Source organism: uncultured Maricaulis sp., assembly GCF_947259345.1.
GTDB lineage: Bacteria > Pseudomonadota > Alphaproteobacteria > Caulobacterales > Maricaulaceae > Maricaulis.
Map to the genome: position 1 here is coordinate 44027 of NZ_CAMYLS010000029.1, position 24997 is coordinate 69023.

29 protein-coding genes are annotated in these 24997 nt (G+C 63.5%); 9 read left to right on the forward strand and 20 right to left on the reverse strand.

The features are described 5' to 3' along the window. Window positions 1-528: an adenine phosphoribosyltransferase gene (locus Q0X62_RS13685; protein WP_297736915.1), complete on the forward strand. Its 528-nt coding sequence runs from the start codon at window positions 1-3 to the stop codon at window positions 526-528. 107 nt (window positions 529-635) lie between these two features. Then, complete coding sequence (locus Q0X62_RS13690; protein WP_297736918.1) at window positions 636-1292, forward strand: hypothetical protein; 657 nt, start codon at window positions 636-638, stop codon at window positions 1290-1292. Between the two features lie 63 nt (window positions 1293-1355). Here Q0X62_RS13690 and Q0X62_RS13695 read toward each other — a convergent pair whose 3' ends face one another. The 3 genes from Q0X62_RS13695 to Q0X62_RS13705 form a co-directional block, all read right to left on the reverse strand. Next, window positions 1356-2831 (reverse strand): peptidase S10, encoded by a 1476-nt coding sequence (locus tag Q0X62_RS13695; protein ID WP_297736919.1) that lies wholly within the window; start codon window positions 2829-2831, stop codon window positions 1356-1358. A 105-nt stretch (window positions 2832-2936) separates the two neighbouring features. Beyond that, window positions 2937-3410, reverse strand: a complete 474-nt coding sequence (locus tag Q0X62_RS13700; RefSeq protein WP_297736923.1) for a Rid family hydrolase — start codon at window positions 3408-3410, stop codon at window positions 2937-2939. Window positions 3411-3498: 88 nt separating this feature from the next. Beyond that, complete coding sequence (locus Q0X62_RS13705; RefSeq protein ID WP_297736926.1) at window positions 3499-4275, reverse strand: hypothetical protein; 777 nt, start codon at window positions 4273-4275, stop codon at window positions 3499-3501. Between the two features lie 119 nt (window positions 4276-4394). Here Q0X62_RS13705 and rlmJ point away from each other — a divergent pair, with 119 nt between their 5' ends. The 4 genes from rlmJ to Q0X62_RS13725 all read left to right on the forward strand — a co-directional run bounded on the left by rlmJ (window position 4395) and on the right by Q0X62_RS13725 (window position 8208). After that, window positions 4395-5285 carry a 23S rRNA (adenine(2030)-N(6))-methyltransferase RlmJ gene (rlmJ, locus tag Q0X62_RS13710; RefSeq protein ID WP_297736928.1) on the forward strand — a complete coding sequence of 297 codons (891 nt, stop codon included), beginning with the start codon at window positions 4395-4397 and terminating at the stop codon, window positions 5283-5285. A 275-nt stretch (window positions 5286-5560) separates the two neighbouring features. Then, window positions 5561-6514 carry an ABC transporter ATP-binding protein gene (locus tag Q0X62_RS13715; protein ID WP_297736930.1) on the forward strand — a complete coding sequence of 318 codons (954 nt, stop codon included), beginning with the start codon at window positions 5561-5563 and terminating at the stop codon, window positions 6512-6514. Further along, window positions 6511-7272, forward strand: a complete 762-nt coding sequence (locus tag Q0X62_RS13720; RefSeq protein ID WP_297736933.1) for an ABC transporter permease — start codon at window positions 6511-6513, stop codon at window positions 7270-7272. Before Q0X62_RS13715 ends, Q0X62_RS13720 begins: the two co-directional genes overlap by 4 nt. A gap of 12 nt (window positions 7273-7284) precedes the next feature. Beyond that, window positions 7285-8208 (forward strand): PhzF family phenazine biosynthesis protein, encoded by a 924-nt coding sequence (locus Q0X62_RS13725; RefSeq protein ID WP_297736936.1) that lies wholly within the window; start codon window positions 7285-7287, stop codon window positions 8206-8208. On the opposite strand, the gene Q0X62_RS13730 is transcribed toward Q0X62_RS13725, so the two are convergent. From Q0X62_RS13730 to lgt, 13 genes are all read right to left on the reverse strand, one after another. Then, entirely contained in the window at window positions 8205-9683 is a 1479-nt protein-coding gene (locus Q0X62_RS13730; RefSeq protein ID WP_297736938.1) for an alpha/beta hydrolase, read from the reverse strand. The two genes, Q0X62_RS13725 and Q0X62_RS13730, sit on opposite strands and share 4 nt — an antisense overlap. 86 nt (window positions 9684-9769) lie before the next feature. Then, the gene (locus Q0X62_RS13735) at window positions 9770-10333 is read right to left on the reverse strand and encodes a hypothetical protein (RefSeq protein ID WP_297736940.1); all 564 of its coding nucleotides are present in this window, start codon (window positions 10331-10333) and stop codon (window positions 9770-9772) included. 73 nt (window positions 10334-10406) lie between these two features. Beyond that, the gene (locus Q0X62_RS13740; RefSeq protein WP_297736943.1) at window positions 10407-11285 is read right to left on the reverse strand and encodes an enoyl-CoA hydratase-related protein; all 879 of its coding nucleotides are present in this window, start codon (window positions 11283-11285) and stop codon (window positions 10407-10409) included. Between the two features lie 112 nt (window positions 11286-11397). Beyond that, window positions 11398-12630, reverse strand: coding sequence for a multidrug effflux MFS transporter (locus Q0X62_RS13745; RefSeq protein ID WP_297736946.1), 1233 nt, complete (start codon window positions 12628-12630; stop codon window positions 11398-11400). A gap of 91 nt (window positions 12631-12721) precedes the next feature. After that, complete coding sequence (locus Q0X62_RS13750; RefSeq protein WP_297736948.1) at window positions 12722-13165, reverse strand: group III truncated hemoglobin; 444 nt, start codon at window positions 13163-13165, stop codon at window positions 12722-12724. 60 nt (window positions 13166-13225) lie between these two features. Further along, window positions 13226-14323, reverse strand: a complete 1098-nt coding sequence (gene ychF / locus Q0X62_RS13755; RefSeq protein ID WP_297736951.1) for a redox-regulated ATPase YchF — start codon at window positions 14321-14323, stop codon at window positions 13226-13228. Window positions 14324-14552: 229 nt separating this feature from the next. After that, complete coding sequence (gene pth, locus Q0X62_RS13760) at window positions 14553-15155, reverse strand: aminoacyl-tRNA hydrolase (RefSeq protein WP_297736954.1); 603 nt, start codon at window positions 15153-15155, stop codon at window positions 14553-14555. Between the two features lie 106 nt (window positions 15156-15261). Continuing rightward, window positions 15262-15909: a 50S ribosomal protein L25/general stress protein Ctc gene (locus tag Q0X62_RS13765; RefSeq protein WP_297736957.1), complete on the reverse strand. Its 648-nt coding sequence runs from the start codon at window positions 15907-15909 to the stop codon at window positions 15262-15264. Between the two features lie 174 nt (window positions 15910-16083). Next, a complete protein-coding gene (locus Q0X62_RS13770; RefSeq protein WP_297736960.1) occupies window positions 16084-16566 on the reverse strand; it encodes a hypothetical protein in 483 nt (160 codons plus the stop codon). Next, window positions 16563-16994, reverse strand: a complete 432-nt coding sequence (locus Q0X62_RS13775; protein ID WP_297736963.1) for a hypothetical protein — start codon at window positions 16992-16994, stop codon at window positions 16563-16565. The genes Q0X62_RS13770 and Q0X62_RS13775 overlap by 4 nt, the downstream gene beginning before the upstream one ends. 66 nt (window positions 16995-17060) lie before the next feature. Beyond that, a complete protein-coding gene (locus Q0X62_RS13780) occupies window positions 17061-17993 on the reverse strand; it encodes a ribose-phosphate pyrophosphokinase (RefSeq protein WP_297736967.1) in 933 nt (310 codons plus the stop codon). Between the two features lie 73 nt (window positions 17994-18066). Continuing rightward, window positions 18067-19155, reverse strand: a complete 1089-nt coding sequence (locus Q0X62_RS13785) for an SAM-dependent methyltransferase (RefSeq protein WP_297736971.1) — start codon at window positions 19153-19155, stop codon at window positions 18067-18069. Then, window positions 19152-20042, reverse strand: a complete 891-nt coding sequence (lgt, locus tag Q0X62_RS13790; RefSeq protein WP_297736975.1) for a prolipoprotein diacylglyceryl transferase — start codon at window positions 20040-20042, stop codon at window positions 19152-19154. The genes Q0X62_RS13785 and lgt overlap by 4 nt, the downstream gene beginning before the upstream one ends. Before the next feature lie 112 nt (window positions 20043-20154). On the opposite strand from lgt, the gene Q0X62_RS13795 reads away from it, so the two are divergent. The 3 genes from Q0X62_RS13795 to proC all read left to right on the forward strand — a co-directional run bounded on the left by Q0X62_RS13795 (window position 20155) and on the right by proC (window position 21932). Then, on the forward strand, window positions 20155-20472 hold the full coding sequence (locus Q0X62_RS13795) for an accessory factor UbiK family protein (protein ID WP_297736978.1): 318 nt from the start codon (window positions 20155-20157) through the stop codon (window positions 20470-20472). A gap of 105 nt (window positions 20473-20577) precedes the next feature. After that, on the forward strand, window positions 20578-21081 hold the full coding sequence (locus Q0X62_RS13800; protein ID WP_297736980.1) for a YbjN domain-containing protein: 504 nt from the start codon (window positions 20578-20580) through the stop codon (window positions 21079-21081). A gap of 8 nt (window positions 21082-21089) precedes the next feature. After that, the gene (proC, locus tag Q0X62_RS13805) at window positions 21090-21932 is read left to right on the forward strand and encodes a pyrroline-5-carboxylate reductase (RefSeq protein ID WP_297736983.1); all 843 of its coding nucleotides are present in this window, start codon (window positions 21090-21092) and stop codon (window positions 21930-21932) included. Window positions 21933-22084: 152 nt separating this feature from the next. Here the strand turns inward: proC and Q0X62_RS15670 are convergent, their stop codons facing one another. From Q0X62_RS15670 to Q0X62_RS13825, 4 genes are all read right to left on the reverse strand, one after another. After that, window positions 22085-22414, reverse strand: coding sequence for a type II toxin-antitoxin system RelE/ParE family toxin (locus Q0X62_RS15670; RefSeq protein WP_366946165.1), 330 nt, complete (start codon window positions 22412-22414; stop codon window positions 22085-22087). Window positions 22415-22417: 3 nt separating this feature from the next. Then, window positions 22418-22672: a type II toxin-antitoxin system ParD family antitoxin gene (locus Q0X62_RS13815; protein WP_297736988.1), complete on the reverse strand. Its 255-nt coding sequence runs from the start codon at window positions 22670-22672 to the stop codon at window positions 22418-22420. Between the two features lie 147 nt (window positions 22673-22819). Beyond that, entirely contained in the window at window positions 22820-23668 is an 849-nt protein-coding gene (locus tag Q0X62_RS13820) for a hypothetical protein (RefSeq protein ID WP_297736992.1), read from the reverse strand. 10 nt (window positions 23669-23678) lie between these two features. Then, the gene (locus Q0X62_RS13825) at window positions 23679-24995 is read right to left on the reverse strand and encodes an ATP-binding protein (protein WP_297736995.1); all 1317 of its coding nucleotides are present in this window, start codon (window positions 24993-24995) and stop codon (window positions 23679-23681) included. Window positions 24996-24997: the final 2 nt, after the last annotated feature.

Genomic DNA, 24997 nt, shown 5'->3' on the forward strand with positions numbered 1-24997 from the left:
ATGGATTTGAAAGCCGCGATCCGCACCATTCCGGACTATCCCAAGCCGGGTATCCAGTTCCGCGATGTCACCACGCTGATCGGCGATGCGCGTGCCTTCCGCGTCGCCGTCGATCGCATGGTTCAGCCCTGGGCCGGGGCCAAGATCGACCAGGTCGCCGGCACCGAGGCCCGCGGCTTCATTCTCGGCGGCGCTGTCGCCCACCAGCTCTCGGTCGGCTTCACGCTCGTGCGCAAGCGCGGCAAGCTGCCCCATCGCACCCTGATCGAGGAATACGAGCTGGAGTACGGCCAGGATGCGATCGAGATTCATGTCGATGCCATCACCGAAGGGGACCGGGTCCTTCTGGTTGATGATCTCATCGCAACCGGCGGTACGGCCGAGGCGTCGATCAAGCTTCTCCAGCGGGCGGGGGCAACGGTTGTCGGCGCCGCCTTCATCATCGATCTGCCCGATCTGGGCGGAGCCAAGCGTATCGAGGCGCTGGGCGTTCCGGTCTCCAGCCTGGTGGCGTTCGAGGGGGATTAGGCACGCTTTGTATTGCTCTCCGATATGTGATCGGATCGCGCGCCTTGCGACTTTCCTGCCCCAGCTTTGCAGCTAGGGTGCCGGTCTGAAATACGGGGAAAGACATCATGTTCGTCGGTCACTACGGTCCGGCCCTTGCCGGCAAAGCCATCGCCCGGTCAGTGCCGCTCTGGGCCTTTTTCCTGGCGGTGCAGTTTGTTGATGTCCTGTGGGGCGTTTTCATCGCCAACGGCATCGAGCATGTCCGTATCGTGCCCGGCTTTACCGAGGCCAACCCGCTCGACCTCTATGACATGCCGATAACCCATTCCCTGCCGGGCGCGCTGGGCTGGTCGGTGTTTGCCGGTCTTGTCTGGATGGGGCTTGCGCCGCGTCAGAAACGCCTCGGCGGTCTGGCGATCGGGCTGGCAGTGTTTTCGCACTGGCTGCTCGACCTGATCGTGCATGTGCCTGATCTGGAATTATGGCCGGGCGGGATGCGGGTCGGGCTCGGACTTTGGAATAATTACCCGCTCGCCCTGGCGGTCGAGTTCGGCGTCCTGTTGGGCGGATTTCTTCTCTATTTGCGTATGACCGAGGCGAAAGGCCTGATCGGCCGTGTCTGGCCGTGGATCTTCATGGCGCTGCTGGCGCTTGCGGAGTACGCCAATCACGCCGCGCCGATCCCGGAAGACCTGGCGGTGGCAGGCTATATGGGAACCGCGACTTTCCTCATCCTGACCGCGCTGGCCGCGATTTGTGATCTCACACGCAAAACCCGGTAGCTCTCGTGAAAAGGCCCGACGCACTGTGCGCCGGGCCTCTCCTGTTGCGATTGCTGCGTCGTCCTAGTCCGCGATCAGCGCGCGCACATCGTCCGTCATCTCGAGAAGCGATGGCTCGTGGATATACATCATGTGTCCGGCTTCGTAGTAACGGAAGTGGACACGGTCCTGGACGAAACCGGGCTGGTTGAACATCAGCTCGGCGGCGAAGAAGGGCGTCGCCAGGTCGTAATAACCCTGCTGCACCAGCACTTCGAGATCGCTGTTCTGGCGCATGGCGCGAGAGATCCAGGGCGCGACATTGATGTAGTTGTTATTGCCCGTCCGACCGGCATCCCAGTTCCAGCCGCCAATGCCGCCGATGGTGGAATAGTATTCCGTCATCTCGACGCCCAGCGTGCGACCGAAATAGTCGAGCATGGAGGCGGTGAAGCTGGCATCAATGCCATAAAAGCTCGGATCGGTTTCCGGCGTGTCGCCGATCCCATCGACCTCGACCCCGGTATAGCGGCTGTCCAGACGTCCCACGGACAGGCCTTCATCGCGGCGCAGCTCACGCATGAAACGCTGCAGGGAGACGCGCATATTGGCGCGGTCGAGGAAGGTCTCTGACAGGCCGGTGAAGGCGGAGAGCTGGCCGATCACGTCGGCTTCGCGGGCCGGGTCCAGGGTCACGCCGCGCATCAGGGCCGGCATGTAGTCCTCGATGGCAAACTCGCGGGCCGCGGCGAGGAAGGCCTCGATATCATCATTCCAGGCCGAGCGATCGATCTTGCCGTGATACCAGGCCGTTGCGGCATAGCCCGGCATCAGGCCGACATAGCCGATATCATTGCCGTTGGAGGTGTCGTCATAGCGAAAGTCCAGCACGGTGGAGATCAGCGCCACGCCATTGATGGCGACATCGGTATAGCCGCCCTCCAGCTGGTTCAGCAGCGAACCGATACGCAGCGTGCCATAGCTCTCGCCCAGGAGGTATTTCGGCGAATTCCAGCGCTGATGCTCGGACAGCCAGATGCGGATGAATTGCGCCAGGCTCTCGCCATCCTCATTGACGCCCCAGAAATCATCACCCGAGCTCTCGCCCAGGGCGCGCGACCAGCCGGTGCCGACCGGGTCAACGAAGACGAGGTCAGCCACATCGAGGATGGAAACGGTGTTCTCCACCATGTCGAAGGGGGCTGCGCCATCATCGCCGGCATCGGGCAGGACGAGGCGCTGCGGGCCGAACACGCCCATATGCAGCCACAGGCTGGCCGAACCCGGCCCGCCATTGAAGACGAAGGCGACCGGACGCGTGCGCGGATCATCCGTGCCGTCGGCGATATAGCTGGTGGCGAAGATCGAGGCGGTCGGATTGCCGTCTTCATCGCGCAGGAAGGTCTCGCCCGCCGTGGCGGTGTAGCGGATACGCTCGCCATTGACGGTGACCTGGCCACGGCTTTCCCAGCTGCGCGGCTCCGGCGTTGCATCGTCCTGGGCGACGGCCGGCAGTGTAAGGGCGACCGCTGTGATGGCGGCGGCGAATAGTCGGAACATGGTGAAACTCCCCGATGGTTTGACCGGTTATGGTTGGCGGGGAGAGTAGGGCGCTCGCGCGGCCAGGCAAAGCCCGCATGGTGTGCGGCTTTGCAACCGGCGGGGCTAGCAGTCGGCGGTGTGGGCGACGATCCGCATTTCCACAAACAGGGCGTCGGACCATAATTGCTCGACGCCAATTCCTGACCAGGCCGGCCAGGGCTGCTCGGTGATGAATTCCTCCCGCACGGCGCGGAAGATTTCCTGGTGCTCGCGCATATCGACGTGGAAGCTGGTCACTTCGACGACGTCATGCCAGTCGCAGCCGGCGCTGGCCAGAACCGTCCCCGCGCGCTCGAACGCATCCCGAATGGCGGCCTCATAGGCGTCTGGCGTCCGTGCCTCGCTCAGCCGGATATAACCGACGACGCCTGACAGATAGAGCCGGTCTCCCGCGCGCACGGCCGAGGACATCCGGAAATGCTCCGCGCCCTCACGATCAGCCGGAGGGATGAAGGCTTCGACCGCCGGGCGCTCCACTGCGGAGGCAGGGGTGGCCTGAAGCAGAGTGGTAAGGGCTGCAAGCGCAAGCAAGGTCATGGCATATCTCCGTTTTGCGGACGATAGCCGCCAGGGCGCGCAGGGCGGGATCGCGAAGTCAGAACGCCGCGTCACATCAGCGTGAGGCTCAGCGCTTCTTCTCCACCAGAAGGGTCTTGGGACGCCGCTCGCGGGCGGTCTTGAACAGCTGGAAGCTCTGATTGACGAAATTGGTCACATCGGTGAGCGAGCGCATGAAGCCCATCAATTCCTCGGTCATCTCGGCCTCCACGAGGCGCAATGGCGATGCCGGGTCACCGCCCTCGAAGCGGACATAGAAGAGGGGTTCGCCGCGCTTGAGAATGAGGTCCTTTTCCAGATCATGCCATTCAAAGGCCCACATATGGGGGCGCGGCCAGATATCGGCCGGGAAGCGTCCGCACAGCATGACGCCGGGCCGGCTCTGGGTCTCGTAATGCAGGAAGGGCGGGAACTGATTCACATAAAGCGGGTCATCCGAGACGAAGACATAGGGGGTCACCAGTTGCAGCATGGGCCGGGACGGGTGGCGCCACTCATTTTGTGGCGACATCATCAGGATTTGCTGCAGGCCGGCCGGGCGGGTCGACGCCTGCGGACCCTCGATATTGGTCAGCTGCAGCTGACCCTGGGCGTTGCGCACCATGCGCAGATGCACATCGATCGGGCAGGGAATGGCATAGTGCCGACGGTCAAACTCGATCGCGGCGGGACAGGACAGGGCGGATTTCGAGGTCGCCGGCTTGTCATGGTCAAAGCTGACCGGCTTGGGCGCATCCCAGATCAGGCTCGACTTCTCGTCCTTGAGAAACCAGCCGGCCTTCATCACCCGGCGTTCGCCATGGGCGGCTTCATCCTGCATGCGGCGATAGAGTTTCACGAACATGTGGCGGCGTCCCTCAAAGCTGTCCCGAGCCCCGCGAAAGCTAGGACAAGCCCGGCTCCGAGGCGAGGGCGGTTTTGCAGGTGGTGGCGTCCGGGCCCGCTCCGCGCTATAGCGCCGCCATGAATTATCGCCACGCTTTCCATGCCGGAAATTTCGCCGATGTGCTCAAGCACTCGGTGCTCGCCCTGTGCCTCGAGCATCTCAACGCCAAGCCAAAACCCTATCGGGTGATCGACACCCATGCCGGAATCGGCGGCTATGATCTCGCCTCCTCGGAAGCCGAGCGCTCGCCGGAATGGAAGGACGGGATTGGCCGCCTGATGGAGGCCGATCTGCCCGAACCGGTCCAGGCCATGCTGGGTCCCTGGCTCGATATTGTGCGCGACATGAATCCGGACGGTATTACGGCCTATCCCGGCTCGCCGGAGATCGCCGCCCGCCTGACCCGGGAGGAGGATCGTCTCCATCTGTGCGAATTGCACGAGGCCGACAGTGTCACGCTGGATAATCGCTATCGCCGCGATGCCCGCGTGAAGGTGGAGCGCCGCGATGGTTACAAGGCACTGAAAAGCCTGGTGCCGCCAAAGGAGAAGCGCGGCCTGGTGCTGATCGATCCGCCTTTCGAGGACCGCGACGAGCTGGCCCATATGGCCGAAGCCGTGATGGGTGCCCTGGCCAAATGGCCGACCGGCACCTTCATTTTCTGGCGCTCTTTGAAAAACCTCTGGGCTGCCGACCGTTTCGACAATGGTCTGGCCGAATGGCTGATCTCGGAGAAGGAGTTCGAGCCGGAAAAAATCCTGCGCGCCGATCTGTGGATCCGTGATCTTGCCTCGGAAGGCAAGCTGGCCGGCGCCGGTGTCGTCATCATCAACCCGCCCTTCACCCTGGAAGACAAGCTGGTCGCGGCCATGCCCTGGCTGGCCGAAACCCTCGCCCAGGGCGATGGCTATGGCTGGCGCGTCGATGGCGGCCTGACCGAGGAAGACCTGGAAGAGAGTGAGGATTAGGGGGCGCGTTGTCTTCCAATCTTGTCATCCCCGCCGGATAGCCCGCGCAGGCGGGCTGCAGGGCGGGGACCTCGATGTTCGACCGGTTAGGTCCCTGATCTTCGCCCGGCTCGAGGCCGGGCGTCCGTCAGGGATGACAAGCCTCCATCTCCCCGATCCTCGAATCGCATCCATACGCCGGGGCTTGTGGGTTGATTTTCCAGATTGAAACGCCACCTTGGTCCCATCCGCGCGGGGCAGCGCGTCTGACACTCGACACAAGGCTGACCTTCTCCATGACGCATGAAACTCCGTCAGGCAGCGCTGCGGCTGTCCTGTCGATCAAGGGCGTGTCCAAGACCTATGCCGGTGGCTTCACGGCGCTGAAATCGGTCGATCTGGACATCGCCAAGGGCGAAATATTCGCGCTCCTCGGACCCAATGGCGCCGGCAAGACGACGCTGATCGGCATTATTTGCGGACTGGTCAACGCCTCCTCCGGATCGGTCGAGGTCTTCGGTCATGACATCAAGGGCGATTTCCGCCTGACCCGCGCGCGCATCGGTCTGGTGCCGCAGGAGATGTCGATCGACATGTTCACCAAGGTGAAGGATGCGGTCGCCTATTCGCGTGGCCTGTTCGGCAAGCCCGCGGATCCGGCCTATGTCGAGCAGGTGCTCAGGGATCTCTCCCTGTGGGACAAACGCAATGAACAGATGCGCGCCCTGTCCGGCGGCATGAAGCGCCGGGTGATGATCGCCAAGGCGCTCTCGCACGACCCCGACATCCTCTTCCTCGACGAGCCGACCGCGGGTGTCGATGTCGAGCTGCGCCAGGGCATGTGGCAGGTGGTCGAGAAGCTGCGTCAGCGCGGCAAGACGATCATCCTCACCACGCATTACATCCAGGAGGCCGAGGAAATGGCCGACCGGGTCGGCGTGATCCGCCAGGGCGAGATCGTGCTGGTCGAGGAGACCGCCACCCTGATGGCCAAGATGGGCCGCAAGAAACTCACCCTGCAGTTGGCAGAGCCGCTTCAAGCCCTGCCGGAGGCGCTGGCCGTGGACGGTCTGAGCCTGGCCGAAGACGGGTATGCCCTGCATTTCGATTATGACACCCAGTCCGACCGGACCGGAATCACCACCTTGCTGAGTAATCTCAATGCGGCCGGCGTGTCGGTGCGCGACCTGGAAACACAGCAGAGCTCGCTGGAAGAGATCTTCGTTGATCTCGTGGGAGGCGCATCATGAATTGGCGCGGCGCACTGACCATCTACAAGGCCGAGATGGCCCGTACTGGGCGGACGCTGATGCAGTCCGTCCTTGCCCCGGTGATCTCGACCTCGCTCTATTTCGTCGTCTTCGGCGCGGCCATCGGCTCGCGCATGGAATCGATCGACGGGATTGGCTATGGCGCCTTCATCGTGCCCGGCCTGGTGATGATGATGATCCTGATGCAGTCGGTCTCGAACGCCGCCATCGGCATCTATTTTCCCAAGTTCAACGGTACGGTCTATGAGCTCCTCTCGGCGCCGATCTCGGCGCTGGAGATCGTCACCGGCTTTGTCGGGGCGGCGGCGACGAAATCGCTGATCCTGGGGGCGCTGGTAATGACCACGGCGGCCTTCTTCGTGCCGATGGAGATCCAGCATCCGCTGGCCATGCTGGCCTTTCTCATCATGACCTCGGTGACCTTCTCCCTGTTCGGATTCATCATCGGCATCTGGGCGGACAATTTCGAGCAGCTCAATATCGTGCCGATGCTGATCGTGACGCCGCTGACCTTCCTGGGGGGCAGTTTCTACTCGATTTCCGTCCTGCCGCCCTTTTGGCAGACCGTCACCCTGTTCAATCCGGTCGTCTATCTGATCAGCGGTTTCCGCTGGAGCTTCTATGGCGTGTCGGACGTGGATATCGGTATCTCCCTGGCGGCGATTGCCGGCTTCTTCGCGCTTTGCCTCTTCATCGTCTGGCGCATGTTCAAGACCGGCTACCGGCTCAAGACCTGAGGACATCGCTCCGTGACCACACATCGTTATGCCATTTTCGACGTCTTCACCGACCAGGCCCTGGCCGGCAATCCGCTTGCCGTGGTGTTCGGGGCGGATGATCTCGACGAGGTCGCCATGCAGGCCATTGCCGGCGAGTTCAACCTGTCAGAGACGGTTTTCATTTCCGAGCCGCGTGGCCGCGATGCCGACTTTGGCCTGCGCATCTTCACGCCGCGCGAGGAGCTGCCCTTTGCCGGGCACCCGACCATCGGGGCCACGGTGGCGCTGACGCTCGCCAGCGGGGCCTCAGAGGGTCAGCGCAAGCGTTTCGTGCTTGAGGAAACAGTCGGCGATGTCACGGCGGATGGCCGGGTCAATGGACCGCGCCACGGCTCGGCCCGCTTCTTTGCTCCGAAACTGCCTGAACAGGTCGGCGAGCTGCCCGAGTTTGATGGCATCGCTGCGGCGCTGGGGCTCAAGCCGGGTGACCTGCTTGATACACCGGTGCGCGGCGGGATCTGGTCGGCCGGTGTGCCCTTCGCCATCGTGCCGGTTCGCGACCCGGCCCGGCTTTCGGCGATCAAGCTGGATCTGGCGGCTTTTGAGGATGTGTTCGGGGGCGACAACCCGGTTTGCGCTCTCGTGGTCGCCAAGGCGACGCTGACCGAGCACACGACAGATTGGCGCGTTCGCATGTTCGGGCCGCATCTGGGCATCACCGAGGATCCGGCCACGGGCGGCGCCGCGGCGGCCTTTGCCGGGCTGATCAGCGAGCAGGGCGGTCTCGGCGAGGGCGAGCATGGTGTCGACATCTATCAGGGTGTCGAGATGGGCCGACCCAGCCTGATCCGGCTGCGTCTCAAGCATGAAGGCGGCAAGCTGATCGATCTCATGCTGGGTGGCGACGCGGTGAAAATTGCCGAAGGCGAGCTCTTCACCGGCGACATCACTTAGCGCAGCGGCCGCACCGTGAACACATCGTCGCGGGTGGCGCGCGGCAGGATGACCCGCAGGAAATGGGTCGAGTAGCGCTTGAGGAAACGCTTGCCCCTGGTCTCGTCGCCAGGGTCGAGCGCTCGCAGGCGGATCAGCGCGCTGTGCTCCTTGCCATCCATGTCGAAATAGCCGACGCGCTTGCCCGGTGAGGCGGCCGTGATGCCGGCGGCTAGCGAAGCCTCATAGCTGGGCGGAATGCGGTCGCGCAGGAAATTGGCCAGCAATTCCCGGCGGTCGATATGCAGGGAGAGCCGGTTCTTGTGGCAGGTATTCACATGCCGGTCCTGGATCAGGGAAAGCTGGGCGTCAATCTCGATCCGGGTGACGCTGTTGCCGGCCTTGAACTGTGTCTCCCGGACCTTTTTCGGCGCGGTCAGCCAGATCGAGAAGTCCTCGACGGGCAGGCCGGTATCATCCACCGCCTCGACCACGACCTGGTAGAACTCTCGGAAGCGATCACCATCCGCGCTGGCCCGGCCAAGAATGCGGTCGCGCAAGGCGTCAGCCTCGGCGCCGTTCTGGGCAAGCTGGCGGGTCTCGTTGCAGACCGCCTTCCAGTCATCGATCACCGTGCGATAAGCGTCCGCGCCCTTTACGCTCAGGGCCTGGAGAATGAGTTTTTCGAGCCGTCCGGAGACAGTCTCGTCCTTGGACGCGCTCTGCTTCGGTGCCGGTTTGAGAATGCTCAGATGGCTGCGATCCGGGATGACGGCGAAGGGCGTCTCGTCCGGCCCGCGGCGCCTCCAGGCGCGAAAGTCCGGTTCCAGGATGGAGCCTTTGGAAAAATCGACGGTGACGCCGTGCGGGTCGATATTGGCGGTCGCAATCCGCACCGTCCCGTCCCAGGCCTTCTCGCCAAGAATGCCGGTCCCGAAAATCGGATCGGCGCCGACGATGACATAGGGCCGTGTGCCGCTCTCGGAGAAGGGGCTCCCGGTATGGCCGTCCTCGCTCAGCCGGTCGCGCAAGGCCAGGTCTTCCTGGAATTGCGAGGCCAGTTCGAGCGAATTGAGGAAATGCGTGCCGGTTTGAAAACCATTGGTGAAGCCCTTGGTCAGGCGGCCCAGGGTCGAGCGTCCGATCGTGGCCAGGGGCGAGCCGAAATTGGCCGGAGCGAGCATCAGGAAATTGGCCACCGGCGCGCCACCGCGCGGGAAATACTCGGCCATCCACCAGCGCGCCACCAGCGCCCCGGTCGAATGCACGACAACATGAAAGCGGGCGGGCAGGCGACCATCGCCCTGCATCTCGGTGATCACCGTGTGCAGGCGTCGCCCCGAGTCCTCGATGCGGACATCATCATCCATGGAGGGATAACCGCCGAGGAAAACGTCCGAGGTCTCATATCCGTGCGCGGCGAGGAGGTCGCCGACCCGGGCCATCGACTTGTCGCTGGCGCTCCAGCCATGGATCAAGAGGACGTGTTCAGCCATTGCAACCTCCCATGTTTTCATGGAAGGTTACCACCTGGGATGAGGCTTGGACAGTGACTTGCCGAGATGGCCAAGGGGGCTTCCGCTCAGAGCAGACGGATATCGGCCCCGCGCATCAGCCCGTCCGCGAATACAAGGACCGTGATGACCAGGCTGGACAGTGCGTAGCCGGCAAAATTGGCGACCAGCCCGGGCCTGAGCCGACGGGCTGCATCCCAGGTGAAGGCCAGCAGGACAAGACTCATGGCGACGGTCAGCGGATAGACTCCGATCCCCAGCATGGCACCGATTGCCGCTTCGTCATTGGGGTTGTTTCCAGCCAGGGTGATGCCGCCGGCAATCAGCCGGAACATGAATTGGAAGAAGAGCACGCCATAGGCGATGAAGGAGCATCGCCGGATAGCCAGGATATAGGCGATGATGGCAATGGAGAGGGTGACGACCGGTCCGGCGGCCGCAATGACCAGGGCCTCAAAGCCTCCCGGCGTGCCGCCCGAGGCAATACCCGCCTTGTTGAGCGTCATCCACATGTCGACGCCGACAGCCTCACCGCCCGCCCAGTGGCCCAGCTCATGGGCGAGATAGGTCAGCGGACCGATCAACAGGAAGGACAAGTAGAAGCCGGGTCCCGGCCTTGATGTCGGACGCATGTTCTCTCCAGAACGGATACGCTCATCAGACGCCGTCCGGGCGGGCGTGTCTACCGTCCCGTAGGGCCGCCGCTCAGTATTCATCCTCGGCGGCGTCCCACCAGGGGTGCCAGGGCGGCAGGTCTTGCGACACTGTCATCGGGAAGTCCGGCGCCCGCTTTTCCAGGAAGGACATCACCCCCTCCTTGGCGTCCGCGCCCATGCCGGCGTGAAGAATGCCTTGCGTCTCCACGCGGTGGGCTTCCATCGGATGGGCCGCGCCCTGCATCCGCCAGGCCATGCGCCGCATCATCGCAACCGAGACCGGGGCGCAGCGTTCGGCGATCATGCGCGCCCGGTCGCGGGCTTCGCCCATCAGGTTTTCGGCCGGCACAACGCGGGCGACCAGGCCGGACTCAAAGGCCTCGGCAGCGCTGAAGGTGCGACCGGTCAGGCCCCAGTCCATGGCGGTGGAGATGCCCACCACACGCGGCAGGAACCAGCTCGCACAACCGTCCCAGACAATGCCGCGCTTGGCAAAGGGATAGGCGAATTTGGCGTCCATCGAGGCGAGCCGGATATCCATTGGCAGGATCATGGTCGCGCCAATGCCCACAGACGCCCCATTGACGGCCCCGATCACCGGCTTCAGCGTGTTCCAGATGCGCAGATTGAGCAGGCCGCCACGGTCGCGCCATTTCGGATCCTTCGCGTCGAACGTCCCGTCATGCTGGGTCTGGGAGACCATGTCGAACGTTTCGGTCCCGGTTGACAGGTCGGCACCGGCGCAGAAGGCGGGCTTGGTCCCGGTGACGATAATGGCCCGGACCGTGTCGTCACCATCGGCCTCGTCAAGCGCCGCCATCATCTCGTCGCCCATTTCATAGGTGAAGGCATTGAGCCGGTGCGGCCGGTTCATGGTGATCGTGGCGATCTGCTCGTCGACATCATACCGGATCGTGGAATAGGCCAAGCGCGTCCCCTCATGCTTGTGGCGTTTGCCGTATGATGGGGTGGAGCTTGCGGCTTGTCATCCCCGCCGGGCGAGGCTCGACGGGCAATGCCGATGCGTCACCGCAAACGGGTCAGTCACCCACCTGGAAGAGCTTGCCGCGCTCGGTCACGAAAACGATGCCGAGCGCCGTTGCCGCCATCAGGGCCTGGCCGACGATCAGCGGTGTGGCGGTGCCGTCATAGAGCTGGCCGACATAGGCGCCGATGGCCGCCCCGATGACCCCTGTGATGAAGCCATAGACGGCGGAGGCGGTACCGGCGACATGGCCGACCGGTTCCAGCGCCAGGGCCGAGAAATTCGCTGCGATCAGGCCGAGGAAGGCCATGGCCGCCGAGAGCAGGACCAGGAAGAGCACGAAATTGTCGATCCCGCTGGCGAGGATGACCGCGTGGATGGCGGAGATCGCGGTGAAAGCGATCAGGGCCCCGTGCGACAAGCGGCGCTGGCCAAGCCGCATCACCAGCTTGGAATTGACATAGCTCGACACGCCGATCCCGCCGGCAATCGCGGCGAAGGCAAAGGGGAAAGCCGTGTCCGACAGGCCGAAATGGCCGACGAAGATCTGCTGTGATGAGCCGAGAAAGCCGTACAACCCACCAAAGAAGGGCGCGCCGGCCAGCGTATAACCGACCATGAGCCGGTGCCGGAACGTCTCCCTGAAGGCCGCCAGGAGCGGCTTCACGCGCAGGGCGACCCGGAATTCCGGGTGCAGGGTTTCCGGAAGGCGCACTTGCAGCCACACCATCAATCCGGCCCCGAAGACGACCAGGAAGCCGAAAATCCAGCGCCAGGGTGCGATCATGAGAATGGCCTGGCCCAGCATCGGCGCGAGCACAGGGACAGCCATGAAGGCGGTCATCACCATCGACATCACTTCGGCCATGCGGCGACCGGAGGTCAGGTCCCGCGCGATCGCGGTCACGATGACCCGGCAGGCTGCTGCGGCGGCGCCCTGGAAGAAGCGCGCGACCAGCAGGAGTTCGAATGTGGGCGTCAGCGTGCAGACCAGGCTGGTCAGGATGAAAAAGGCGAGTGCGCCCTGGATGACCAGCTTGCGACCGAAGCGGTCCGAGAGCGGGCCATAGATCAACTGGGCCGCGCCAAAGCCGATCAGATAGACGCCGATCACGAATTGCTGGTCATTCTCGGCCAGGACGCCGAGATCACCGGCGATATCGTCCAGCGCCGGCAACATCATGTCGATCGCCAGCGCCACCACGGCCGTCATGGCGACCAGCAGGGCGACAAGTTCTGTCAGCGACATCGGCAAGGCGTCGCCAGTGGCCTTATGCGGCTGGGTCATGACGGGCTCCCGGGGAGCGATATGGAACCATACCGCCCGGGTGAAATGCGACTTCAGCGCATAAAGTGCAAGTCTTGCGGGTGTTTTTGGTTCAGACGCTCGAGGACGGATCGTAGAAGAGATGGGCCTGGAAGCTGGTGGCGATGCGATTGGCGCGTTCCAGGAAGGCCGCCTTGGCCGCGGGTGTGGCACCGATTTCATCCAGTGTCCGCTCGAACAAGGCCAGCCAGCGCCCGAAATGGTCCGGCGAGATCTGTGGCTTCAGCTTCATGTGCGCCGGCATGGGGCGACCGGCATAGCCGCCATCATGAAACACGATCGCTGACCAGAAGGACTTCATCGTTTCCAGATGCGGCCCCCAGTCACCGGGAATGGCGCGGGCGAAAACCGGCCCCAGCAAATCGTCACTACGGACATGCCCGTAGAAGGTCTCGACCAGATCGGAAATCTGCTCGCGCGTGATGCCCATCTCCGCCGCCTCGGTACGGGCGGTCTGGCGGGCCTGGGTGACGCGGACGGGAATAGGTGACGACATGAGGCGGATGTAGGACGGCTTGCGCCGATGTACGATGTGACCGGTTGGCGCAGGCGCCGCTTAAACGTTGAACCGGAAGTGCAGGACGTCGCCATCCTTGACGATGTAGTCCTTGCCTTCGGCGCGCATCTTGCCGGCTTCCTTGGCCGGAGCCTCACCGCCGCAGGCGATATAATCGTCATAGGCGATGGTTTCGGCGCGGATGAAGCCCTTCTCGAAATCACCATGGATGACGCCGGCCGCCTGCGGGGCGGTCCAGCCCTCGCGGATGGTCCAGGCGCGGGCTTCTTTCGGGCCGGCGGTGAAATAGGTCTGCAGGCCCAGGAGCGAATAGCCGGTATGGATCAGCCGGTCGAGGCCGGGCTCTTCCAGACCGATCGCCTCCATGTATTCGTCGCGTTCCTCATTTTCCAGCAGCGCCAGCTCGCTCTCGATCTTGGCCGAGATGACCACGGCCTGGGCGCCTTCCTCGGCAGCCCGCTTGAGGACAATCTCGGAATAGGCATTGCCGGTCCCGGCGCTTTCCTCATCGACATTGGCGATGAAGAGGACCGGCTTGGTGGTCAAAAGCTGCAGGCCGCGCCAGGCCTTGCGGTCATCTTTGGATATCTCGGCAAAGCGCGCGGGTCGGCCCGCATTGAGCTGTTCCAGCGCCACATCGATCAGGGTGAGGCCGGCCTTGGCCTCCTTGTCGCCCGACTTGGCCCGTTTCTCGAGGCCGGCCTTGCGCTTTTCCAGGCTTTCCAGATCGGCCAGCATCAGTTCGGTCTCGACGGTTTCGAGATCGGCAAGCGGGTCGATCCTGTTGTTCACATGGGTGATGTCGTCATCGTCGAAACAGCGCAGCACATAGGCGATGGCGTCGGTCTCGCGGATATTGGCGAGGAATTGATTGCCCAGGCCCTCGCCCTTGGAGGCGCCTTCGACCAGGCCGGCAATGTCGACGAAATTCATCCGCGCCGGCAGGATTTCCTTCGAGCCGGCGATCTCGGCCAACTTGGCCAGGCGCGGTTCGGGCACAGCGACATCCCCGACATTCGGCTCGATCGTGCAGAAGGGATAATTCGCGGCCTGCGCCGCCGCTGTCTGGGTGAGCGCATTGAACAGAGTCGACTTGCCGACGTTCGGAAGCCCGACGATGCCGCATTTGAATCCCATGATGGATATCCCTCGCTGGTACGAGCGCGCCTTATAAGAAGAATGCAGCGCGGGGTCGATGGGCTTGTCAGTGGGTCTCGCTTGCCGGGGACTCACCTTGTCATCCCCGCTGAATGTCCGGCGAAGGCCGGACGCAAGGCCGGGACCTCGATGTTCGAACACCTAGGTCCCTGATCTCCGCCCGGCTCGAGGCCGGGCGTGCGTCAGGGATGACAACGCCGAGAGCGCCTCAATCCGCCTCCGGACCGCGTTTCACCACCTCCGGCGCGGGTGCCTTGTGCGTGACGCGGGTCTGGAAGGCGTCGTAATCGCCAGCCGCCAGCAGGTCGAGGCTGTCGGCGATGGCATCGAGCAGGTCGATCAGCCAGGCTTCTTCGGCCTTGGCGAAGTCGGACAGGACATAGCCGGTGACGCGATTGCGGTCGCCGGGATGGCCGATGCCGATACGGGCGCGGCGGAAGTCGGGGCCGAGCTGGCTGGTGATCGACTTGATGCCGTTATTGCCGGCGGCACCGCCGCCCATTTTCATGCGAAACTTGCCCGGCGCCAGGTCGAGCTCGTCATGGAAGACGATGATGTCCTCCGGCTTCACCCTGTAGAAGGCGGCCGCAGCGCCGACCGAATTGCCGGCATTATTGTAGAAGGTCTGCGGTTTGAGCAGGAGGAGTTTGTTCGAGCCGATGACCAGCTCGGTGGCGAGACCATGAAAGCGTTTGCGCCACGGACCGGCGCTCCAGGCATGCGCGATGATGTCCATCGCCATGAAGCCGACATTGTGCCGGTTGCGCAGGTATTTGGGCTCGTAATTGCCGAGGCCGGCCAGGATCTTCATCGCGCGGTCTCCCCACAGGACCGGCAAACATCTGCCGGATACGAAATCAGCGAAGCCATGGTGTGGCCTCGCTGATCCCAATTCCAGTGCTGAAAAGCGAAGGAGCTTACTCCTCGTCGCCCTTCTGCTTGATGGCTTCCGGCTCTTCCGGCGTCTCGTCCGTCTCTTCTTCCGCATCCGTCAGGACGGCGCGCGACCCCTGCAGGGTGGCGACGGTGAAGTCACGGTCGGTGATGGTCGGGACCACGCCCTTCGGCAGTTTGATGGCCGAGATGTGCAGCGAATCGCCAATGTCCAGGCCGGTCAGGTCAGCTTCGACCGATTCCGGAATGGAGCCGGCCGGGCAGAGCAGCTCGACATCGTGACGCACGATGTTGAGCACGCCGCCGCGCTTCAGGGCCGGGCAGGCGTCTTCATTGATGAAGTTCACCGGCACATCGACATTGATCTTGGTGTCTTCGTCGACGCGATACAGGTCGATATGCATGGCCTGGTCGGATACCGGGTGGAACTGGATGTCCCGGGCGATGACCGTCTGGCGCTTACCTTCGTGATCGATCTCGATCATGTTGGACAGGAAGTGACCGCCCAGCAGAGCCTTGCGGATTTCATTGCCGCGCAGGGTGACCGAAACCGGCTCGAGCTTGCCGCCATAGACGATCCCCGGAACCAGGTCTTCACGGCGGGCAGCGCGAGCCGCGCCCTTGCCAGTGCCTTCACGAACGTCGACGGTGAGAACGATGTTGGAGCTCATCGGTCCAGATCCTTAAATGCAAACGCCGCCCCCAGCCGGTTTTGCCCCGGCGGGCGGCGATCTATCCAGGCTTGATGCCACAGTGTTATTTCGAGCGGCGGGCTATAGCCGATCCAAACGCCCCACGCAACAGCGCTGCACGGGAAGAGTCAGCGATTGGCAGCCCTGTCCCGGTCAGCCGCGCATCGCAAAGTCGAAGCGGGTCTCGCATCCGGTGGCATAATTGGCCGGAGCGGTGTCATTCCAGGCATAGCGCCAGGTTTCGATCGCGCTGGCCGCTGGCAGGACCGCGTCGCGCGTCGCGCCATGATCCAGATCCTCGAGATCGCCGCCATATCGAATGTTTTTTGTGGTCCCGTCCGGGCCGATATCGAAACGCATATGGATCTGCCGCGGGGCCGAACTCTGACCGATGTACATGAAATAGGCGAGCTCTTCCGGGAAATCCGGAGCGGGTCTGTCGACTATCGTCATGTGCTCACCAGCCTCGGCGCAGATCAGCGCGGTGTGAGGCGGCTCGACCGGATTGAGGGTCCCTCCGAAATGGACGAGTTGCTGGCTGGCGCAGGCGGCAAGTGTGACGGCCAGCAAGGTCGAAATTAGGACGATGCGGGGCGGACAGCTTTGTATCGATTGGGATGAATTGACGCGGATCATTCCGGAGCCTCAGCCCGGCCCTCGCGCAGCGGTGCCATGAAGGGGTCTGACCGCGCGGTGCGCGCCACCGCCCAATCTTCCGGACTGAAGCCGACCGGGGCACCATCAAGGAAGATGTGCTCATAGCCGTCGACGACCTGATCACCATTGCAGTCGGGACCTTCCAAAAGGGATCGGAAGGTAACGTCTGCATTCAGGCCGGCGGCACGGGCCTCCGCGATGAGGGCTTCATGACTGGCGACAGCCTCGGCCTCTGACTGGATTCCAACTCTCAATTCCTGTCGAAGGATAACGCCAAGCTGCGGATCTGCGATGCGGTCAACGGTGTTCCAGACCTTGGGGCAGCTGTTGTCCGCGTCGGCCGAGAACGGGCCGACGGTCGATAAGCCTGCCGCAACCAATATTGCCGCGCAAAACCGAATACGCATCCTGACCCCCATGACAATCGGGGTGATTTTAACGGGAATCAAAGTGGCGGCGCAACCTTTGCGCGGCTAGTCGAACAGTTTCGACACCGACTCGTCATTGGCGATGCGGCGGATGGCTTCGCCGAGCAGCGGGGCGACGGAGAGGCGGCGCACTTTCGGGGTTTCGGTCGAGCCCGGAGGCGGAACGATCGAATCGGTGACCACGAGCTCGCGCAGTTTCGACTTGGCGATGCGGCCCTGGGCGTCATTCGACAAGACGCCATGGGTGACATAGGCGGAGACTTCCACGGCCCCCTTTTCCAGCAGCGCGTCGGCGGCATTCACCAGCGTGCCACCACTGTCGCACATATCGTCGAACAGGATGCAGCGACGGCCTTCCACTTCACCGATGATATTCATCACCTCGGCGACACCGGCCTTGGGGCGGCGCTTGTCGACAATGGCGATCTCGGCGTCGAGCAGTTTGGCCAGGGCGCGGGCGCGGACAACTCCGCCCACATCCGGCGAGACGATCAGCAGATTGTCGGTTTCGTAGTGCCGGCGGATATCGGCCTCCATCACCTTTGTGGCGAAGAGATTGTCCGTCGGGATATCGAAAAAGCCCTGGATCTGGCCGGCATGCAGATCGACCGTGAGAACCCGGTGGGCGCCAGCCTTGGCGATCAGATTGGCGACCAGCTTGGCCGAGATCGGGGTCCGGCCACCGGTCTTCCGGTCCTGCCGGGCATAGCCGAAATAGGGGATGACGGCGGTGATCCGGCGGGCACTGGCGCGCACCAGCGCGTCAATGCAGATCAGCAATTCCATCAAATGGTCATTGGCCGGATAGGAGGTCGATTGCAGGACGAAAACGTCCTCGCCGCGCACATTCTCGTCGATCCGCACGAAGATCTCGCCATCGGCGAAACGTTCGATCTCGCTGGCGGTCAAGGGTGCGTCGAGATAGTCAGCGATGGACCGGGACAGGTCCTGGTTGGCAGTGCCCGACATCAGCTTCATCGTTTCGACCCCCGAGTCTTTAGAAACCGCGGGCTGCTTAACAGAGGCACGCCGGGGATTGAAGCTGAAATGATCAGCCTGCGGAGAATCCCGGCGGGAGTGGCAGTTCGGCACTGTCCAGACAGACCAGTTTGAACAGCTCTCCCATCTGCTCTTTATCGGTCAAACGCCAGATTTGTCTCGCGATTTCCGCGCGCTTGCCGGGTTGTGACTGGCTCAGTGCTGCCGCGCGGGCTTCCAGGCCGAGACCCATCAGCCAGGCGCCCTGGGCTTCCGGACCGTAAACCGTCAATCCGGCGTCCCGCCCTGCCTGCAAAAGGGATTCGAAGTCGACGCGCGCGGTCAGGTCGGCGGTGCCCGGCGCCGCCAAGGGCGGTTGTTTCTTATGAGCGCGAATGGCCTGCAGCGTATCGCCGATCTCGCTCTGCGCCGGGCCATAATCGATGAAGAGGGCGCGGCCGGGCTGGTCGTCAAAGCGGGCAGCGATCTGGTCGACGACCTGGCGGTCCCCCGGGCGCAGCTCGACCAGGGCGCCATCGTCAGCTTCGCGCAGCCGTTCCGGGATCAGGGCCTCGTCCTCGCCCAGCGGCGGGCCGAGCACGAAGACAAAATCATCATCATCGTCCGGATTCAGACCGACCAGACGCTCATGCCAGACGTCCTCATGGCGCAGGGCCTGGCGCACGGGCAGGCAGTCAAGAAATTCATTGCCCAGAATGATGGAGGGGCCGGGCGCAACCGCCTCGAGCCGGTCGACCCAGCGGATCTGCGCACCGGACGGGCCCAGCGTCTGGGCCTGGACGGCCTTCAAGGCGGCGCTGGCCTCGATCAGGACGACCTCGGCGGCGTCCATGAAGCCCGGCACAGTGCGCGCTGCACGCAGGGCGTCGGCCATCATGGTGCCGCGTCCCGGTCCCATTTCGATCAGTTTGAGCGTGTCCGGCCGGCCCATGTCGAGCCAGGTCTGGGCCGCGACCAGGCCCAGCAGCTCGCCGAACATCTGGCTGATTTCCGGCGCGGTGATGAAATCCGCCCCGGCCCCGATCGGGTCCTTGGTGGCATAGAAGCCGTGCCGCGGATCAAACAGGGCCTCGGTCATGAAGGCGGCAATCGACAGCGGGCCGCCCGACCGGATGCGGTCGCGAAGCGTGTCGGCAATCATGGCTTGGACGGGGTCTCGCTCTTGAGGGCGCGATGGATCAGCCAGACGCCGGCAATGATCATCGGAATGGACAGGATCATGCCCATGGTGATGTAGCCGCGCAGCGCTTCCGGCATGTAGAGATCCGGCTCGCGCACCTGCTCCAGCGAGGTCCGGAACAGGCCGTAAAAGAGCAGGAAGAGACCGGCATTCAGGCCCGGCTTCTCGAGCGAGCGGAATTTCCAGGTCGCGACATTGATGATGGCGAAGAGCAGCACGCCTTCCAGCGCCGCCTCGTAGAGCTGGCTGGGATGGCGCAGGGCGCATTGCGGGTCATTGGCGAAGCGCATGGCCCAGGGCACATCGGTCGGACGGCCCCAGAGCTCGCCATTGATGAAGTTTGCCAGACGGCCGAAGAGCAGGCCCAGCGGGGTGACCACGGCGGCGGCATCGCCGATCCGCATCAGGTCCAGCTTCTGGCCGCGCGCAAACCACCACAGCGCCAGCGAGACGCCGATCAGTCCGCCATGGAAGGACATGCCGCCATCGGTGATGCCCAGCACGATGTCCAGCGGCCGCTCCCAGATCATGTCCGGCATGTAAAAGAGGACAAAGCCCAGTCGACCGCCGGCAATCACACCCAGCGTCGCCCAGATCAAAAGGTCATCGACCTGTGGCTCGGTGAAGGGCGATTTGGGCTTCTTCTTGCCCGGCGCATGCCACAGTGCGGGACGGCGGGCGAGAGCGACCATATAGCGCCAGCCCAGCATCAGACCGGCGATATAGGCGAGCGCATACCAGCGCAGGGCGAACCAGATCGAGTCCTGGCTTCCGAAGGCGAATCCGTCCGGTCCGATCGAAAACAGGACGGGGTCGATCAGGTCAAAGCTTGGCGGGCAATACTGCATGGTGTACTCGGCTCATGGCTCGGCGAGGTGCAGCTGTGACGGAACAGCGCGTTGCGCTTTTCGGGCCAGAGCCGCATATAGGCGATGTTGAACACTCTAATGGCTTTCTTTGATGCAAACGCGCAACCCGCTTCTGAATGATTTTGCTGATCTCATGACCGACGCCTTTGGCGCGGCACAGGCGATGGGCGAAGAGGCGCGCTCGGTTTTCCGGGCCCGCGCTGATCGCATGGTCGCCGAGATGGACCTGGTTACGCGCGAGGAATTCGACGCCGTGAAAGCCGCCCTGGACGCCTCACAGGATGAGGTGGCCGCCCTGACCAAGCGCCTCGAGGCGCTGGAGGCCGCCGCCAAGCCGAAGCCGGCGACCCGCAAGAAAACGACCGCTGCCAAACCGGCAGCCAGCAAGGCCAAGACCAAGAAGGCCTGACTTTCCTGAACACGCGCCAAGCGCGCTTTTTATTGCGCCTGACGCGGCGCAGACATACCGTCATGGCACGGTGTGAGTCGCCGCGCAGACGATGGAGCCACTTCGATGGACCTGCTGTCAGACGAATTTTCACCGACTGTGACCGACCCGCTCGACGCGGTCGAACAGGCGGTGATCGCCGAGCAATACCCCTATGACCGCGACGAAACCGGTGAGGTGCACCTCACCGCATCCGGGGCCTGGCGCGATCACCAGATCTGGTTCGCCTGGCGGCCGGAACTGGAAGCCCTGCATATTTGCGGCAGCCTTGACCTGAAAGTCCCGGCCAATCGCTTCCGCGATGTCTGCGAACTGGTGGCGCGTCTCAACGAGAAGCTCTGGCTCGGTCATTTCGACATCTGGGCCGAGGACGGCTCGATCGTCTACCGTCACGCGATCTCCCTGCCTAATGGCGAGACTGTTTCCCCGTCCCAGGCGGCTGCGATGATCGTGGCCGCCCGCGATGCCGGCGAGCGTTTCTACCCGGCCTTCCATTTCCTGGTCTGGGGCGGCAAGGGCGTTGAAGAGGCGGTCGCTGCAGCGATGTTCGAAACTGCGGGCGAGGCCTGACAGCGAAGATGGAAACGGCACATCGGATTGCTCTGATCGGTGGTGGCAATATGGGCGGCGCGCTGGCGTCCGGCTGGCTGCGCACCAAACGTGGCCCTGTCACGGCGCAGGAGCTGCTCATCATCGACCCGCATCCCGGTGATGCGGTTCAGGACCTTGCGGCCAATGGCGGCGTTACCGTCCTGCCCGAACTGACCGCGAAGGCGGCCGCCGGTCTGGAACTCGTCGTGTTCGCGCTCAAGCCGCAGGCCTTCGAACCCGCCGCCGCCGCCATCGCCAGCCTGTTGCCGGCCGATGCCGGCGTGATCTCGGTCATGGCCGGCGTCACCCTCAACCGCATGAGCATGGCCCTGGGCGACCGGGCCCTGATCCGCGCCATGCCCAACACGGCTGCGGCGGTTGGCGCCGGCATGGCGGTCTGTGTGGCCAATGATGCCGGCGAAGCGCTGGAGAAATCCGTCACCCGCCTGCTCAAGGGTGCCGGCACGGTCGAATGGGTCGGCGATGAGCGCATGATCGGGGCCGTGACCGCGGTCTCCGGATCCGGCCCCGCCTATGTCTTCCTGCTCGCCGAAGCCCTTGCCGGTGCCGCTTTCGCCGAAGGCCTGCCGCGCGATCTCGCCGACAAGCTGGCCCGCGAAACCATTGTCGGGGCGGGCGCCTTGCTGGCCAAGTCCGGCAAGACGCCCCAGGAACTCCGCCGCGCGGTCACTTCACCGGGGGGCACGACCCAGGCCGCTGTTGATGTGTTGATGGGCGCAGGCGGCGGACTGCCGGAACTGGTTCGTCAGGCGGTTGCCGCTGCGGAACGTCGCTCGCGGCAAATGGGCCAGGATCCGGGCAAGCGGTAGGGCTTTCTTCCCCGTCTGCCCATCACCCACATAGTCTCGCCGCTGCGCGCCGATCGACTTCGCCCATCAAGGGCGAGGGCCTGTTGGCAGGCAATTGATTGAAGGGGAGGTTGCGGGCGGGGCTCGCGCTGGCACTGCCAGAGCAGCAAGGCTCAGGGCGCCCGATCCAGTCGCGACAGTTTGCCTGGCAGATCTGATCTCGCATGCAGAATGTCGATAATGGTGACGACGCCCGGATCGCGTACGAAGACGATGAAATGCTGTTCGCATCGCGCAAAGCGAAGGTCTTCTGCGAGGTCGTGGGCCACCAGGCGGCGGCAGCTTTGATCGAAAGTTTGGTGGCCCGCGACGCGGGAACACGTGTCGATCAGAGCTTGTCGATATCGATCCGCCTGTTCGGGGCCAAAGGTCTGGACGGTCCAACGGGCGATATCCTGAATGGCGCGCCTTGCCTGGGGAGTGAGGCGCCAGCGGTCTGACAAGGCTTAATCGCCTTGTGCGGCATTGAAGGCGCGGTTGATCGCGTCCTCACCGGATTCATCGATGAATTTCCCGGTCCGGTATTCCTCCAGGCCGACTTGAAGTCGCTGCCGGACTTCATCGAGCTCGATTTCCTCTCGCTCCAAAAGCCGCAACCCGGCCCGCAGCGCTTCCGAAGCATTCTGATACCGCCCGGACGCAACCAGCTGGTCGATGAGCTCATTTTGCGGATCGGTGAGGACGACGTTTCGCGTGGCCATGACAAAACTCCTAGCATTGGCAATATATGCCAATATGGAATGGCGAGCAAGCTCGCCCCCCTATCTTGGCAAGCTGATCACCGCCATCAGCCCATCCAGCCTATGGTTGCTGGCCAGCGTCCGGCACCGGTGTTCGTGCATGGTGCATTAGTTGTCTGCTGACGCCGGTTCCTCCTCGGCCTCCGCACTTGCAGGTGCGCAGCGCAAATCGCCGCTTCTAGCGTTTCCGAGCACCGCCCATCTTACCCAGGGCTGAGGCGCTCGACGATCAGACCCTTCCGACAAGGCTGCAGAGGCTGAGACTTGCAAACCTGGCAGACAAGAACGCAGCATCGGGGCTTCGACGACAAGCATGGTCCAGTTGGATGCTTCGAGTTGATCAGTGGTACCGATGAAATACTGGAGGAATCCGAGCCTTGAGTCGTCGGCGTCGCGATAGAGACGCCACCCTGGCGGGACGGCGAAGCGTTCAGCGAAGGCTTGCTCTTCTGCGAGTTGTCTTTCCCAGCGCGAGTTGTGTTGAGCGATTGATCGAGCGTAGTTATCCTCCGTGATCTCGCCAGCCAACAGGGCTTGCTCAAGCTCCTGAGCGAAACGACTCCGCTCCCGCATCGATGGGTCTGGCGTTCCATGCAATCCTATGACTGCGTGATTACCGAGCTCGAGGCGCCGAGCTGCCGGAATAAAGTAGTTTGCGCAAGAGGACAGACAACGGTCCCGGATGACAAGCGTGCGTGGCCTGTCGCCTATGCGATGTCCAATACGTCGTCCGGCAAAAGTCTCCCCGCCATCCGATGCGACGACAACGGTAGTAATCTCTGGCCTTAGCAACGCATCGGCACAGTCAGCCATCTCCTCGTTGATCCGGCCCGACAATACGACGGTGGAAGCGCCGAGGAGCTCGCATTGATATGGGGCTTCCAACCGACTTGGCGTGGCCCAAACCACCAAGGACAGACCTGAGGCGATCAATACCAGCATCAACTTGACGCGCATGGGCCACCCCCTATCTCGGCAAGCTGATCACCGCCATCAACCCGCCCAGCTCTGACGTCCCAAGCCGGATATCGCCGCCGTGATTGCGCGCCACATCGCGGGCGAGGGCGAGGCCGAGGCCGACGCCCTTGCGGTTCTGGTTACGGCTTTCATCGAGGCGGTTGAAGGGTTTCAGCGCGTCTTCATATTGCTCTTCCGGAATGCCCGGCCCGTCATCCTCGACCCGGATTTCCACGCGCGAGCCGGCCGGGCTGACCGTGACAGCCACCACATCCCCGAAGCTCAGCGCATTACCGATCAGATTGGCGAGGGCGCGCCGAACTGCGCCCGGCCGGACTTCGGCATCGAGTGGCTCACCGGGCTCGAAGCGGATCTCGCCGCCCTGGCGCCGGGCGTCCTCGACCGCTTCGCGGGTCAGGGCGACCAGGTCGCAACGGGCGGTCTCCTCTGACGCTTCGCCGCGGGCAAAGTCGAGATACTCGTCCAGCATGGCTTCCATCTCGTCGAGATCGCGTCGGGCATCGGCGGTTTCGTCGCTTGGCGGCATCAGGGCCAATTGGAGTTTGAGCCGGGTCAGCGGGGTGCGCAGGTCATGACTGACTCCGGCCAGAAGGGCGGTGCGCTGTTCAAGATGACGGCGAATGCGGGCCCGCATCTCCAGGAAGGCATGGGCGGCCTGACGGACTTCAGTGGCGCCGGCCGGGCGGAAATGGGCGACGTCCTGACCACGCCCGAATTGCTCGGCAGCGTCGGCAAGGCGGCGGATCGGCTTGACCTGGTTGCGGATGAAGACGACCGAAACGGCCGTGAGCAGCGTCGTCGCGCCAATAATCCAGAGCAGGAAGATATGCCCGGTCGTGGCAAAGACCCGGTCGCGCGGCGTGATGAAACGCAGGACCCCGCCTTCCACCTCGACGCGGACATCGACATAGCTGGGGTAGCGGGTGGTGTCGAACCAGACCGGATTGTCGAGCTGCTGCGAAAGCGCTTCCCGCAGGGTGATGTCCAGCGTGCGGAAGAAGGAGGATCGACGCGAGGTCGGGAGCGTGTCATCGGGCCGGAAATCGATCGAAAGGCGGGTTGTGCCCAGCGCCGTCTCGATATGACGCTGGAAGGCCGGGGTCTCGCCGCCTTCTTCCTCATAGAGCCGTGTCGCCATGGCGATTTCGCCGGCCACGCCTTCCGACAGACGGCTGGTGACCGTCTCCCAGTGCTCCTCGAAGAAGGACCAGGCCACGGCGACCTGCATCAGAGCCACGGGCAGGACAATGATCAGGAGGGTCCGGCCGAACAGCCCCTTGGGCATGAAGCGCTTGATCAGGGACACGC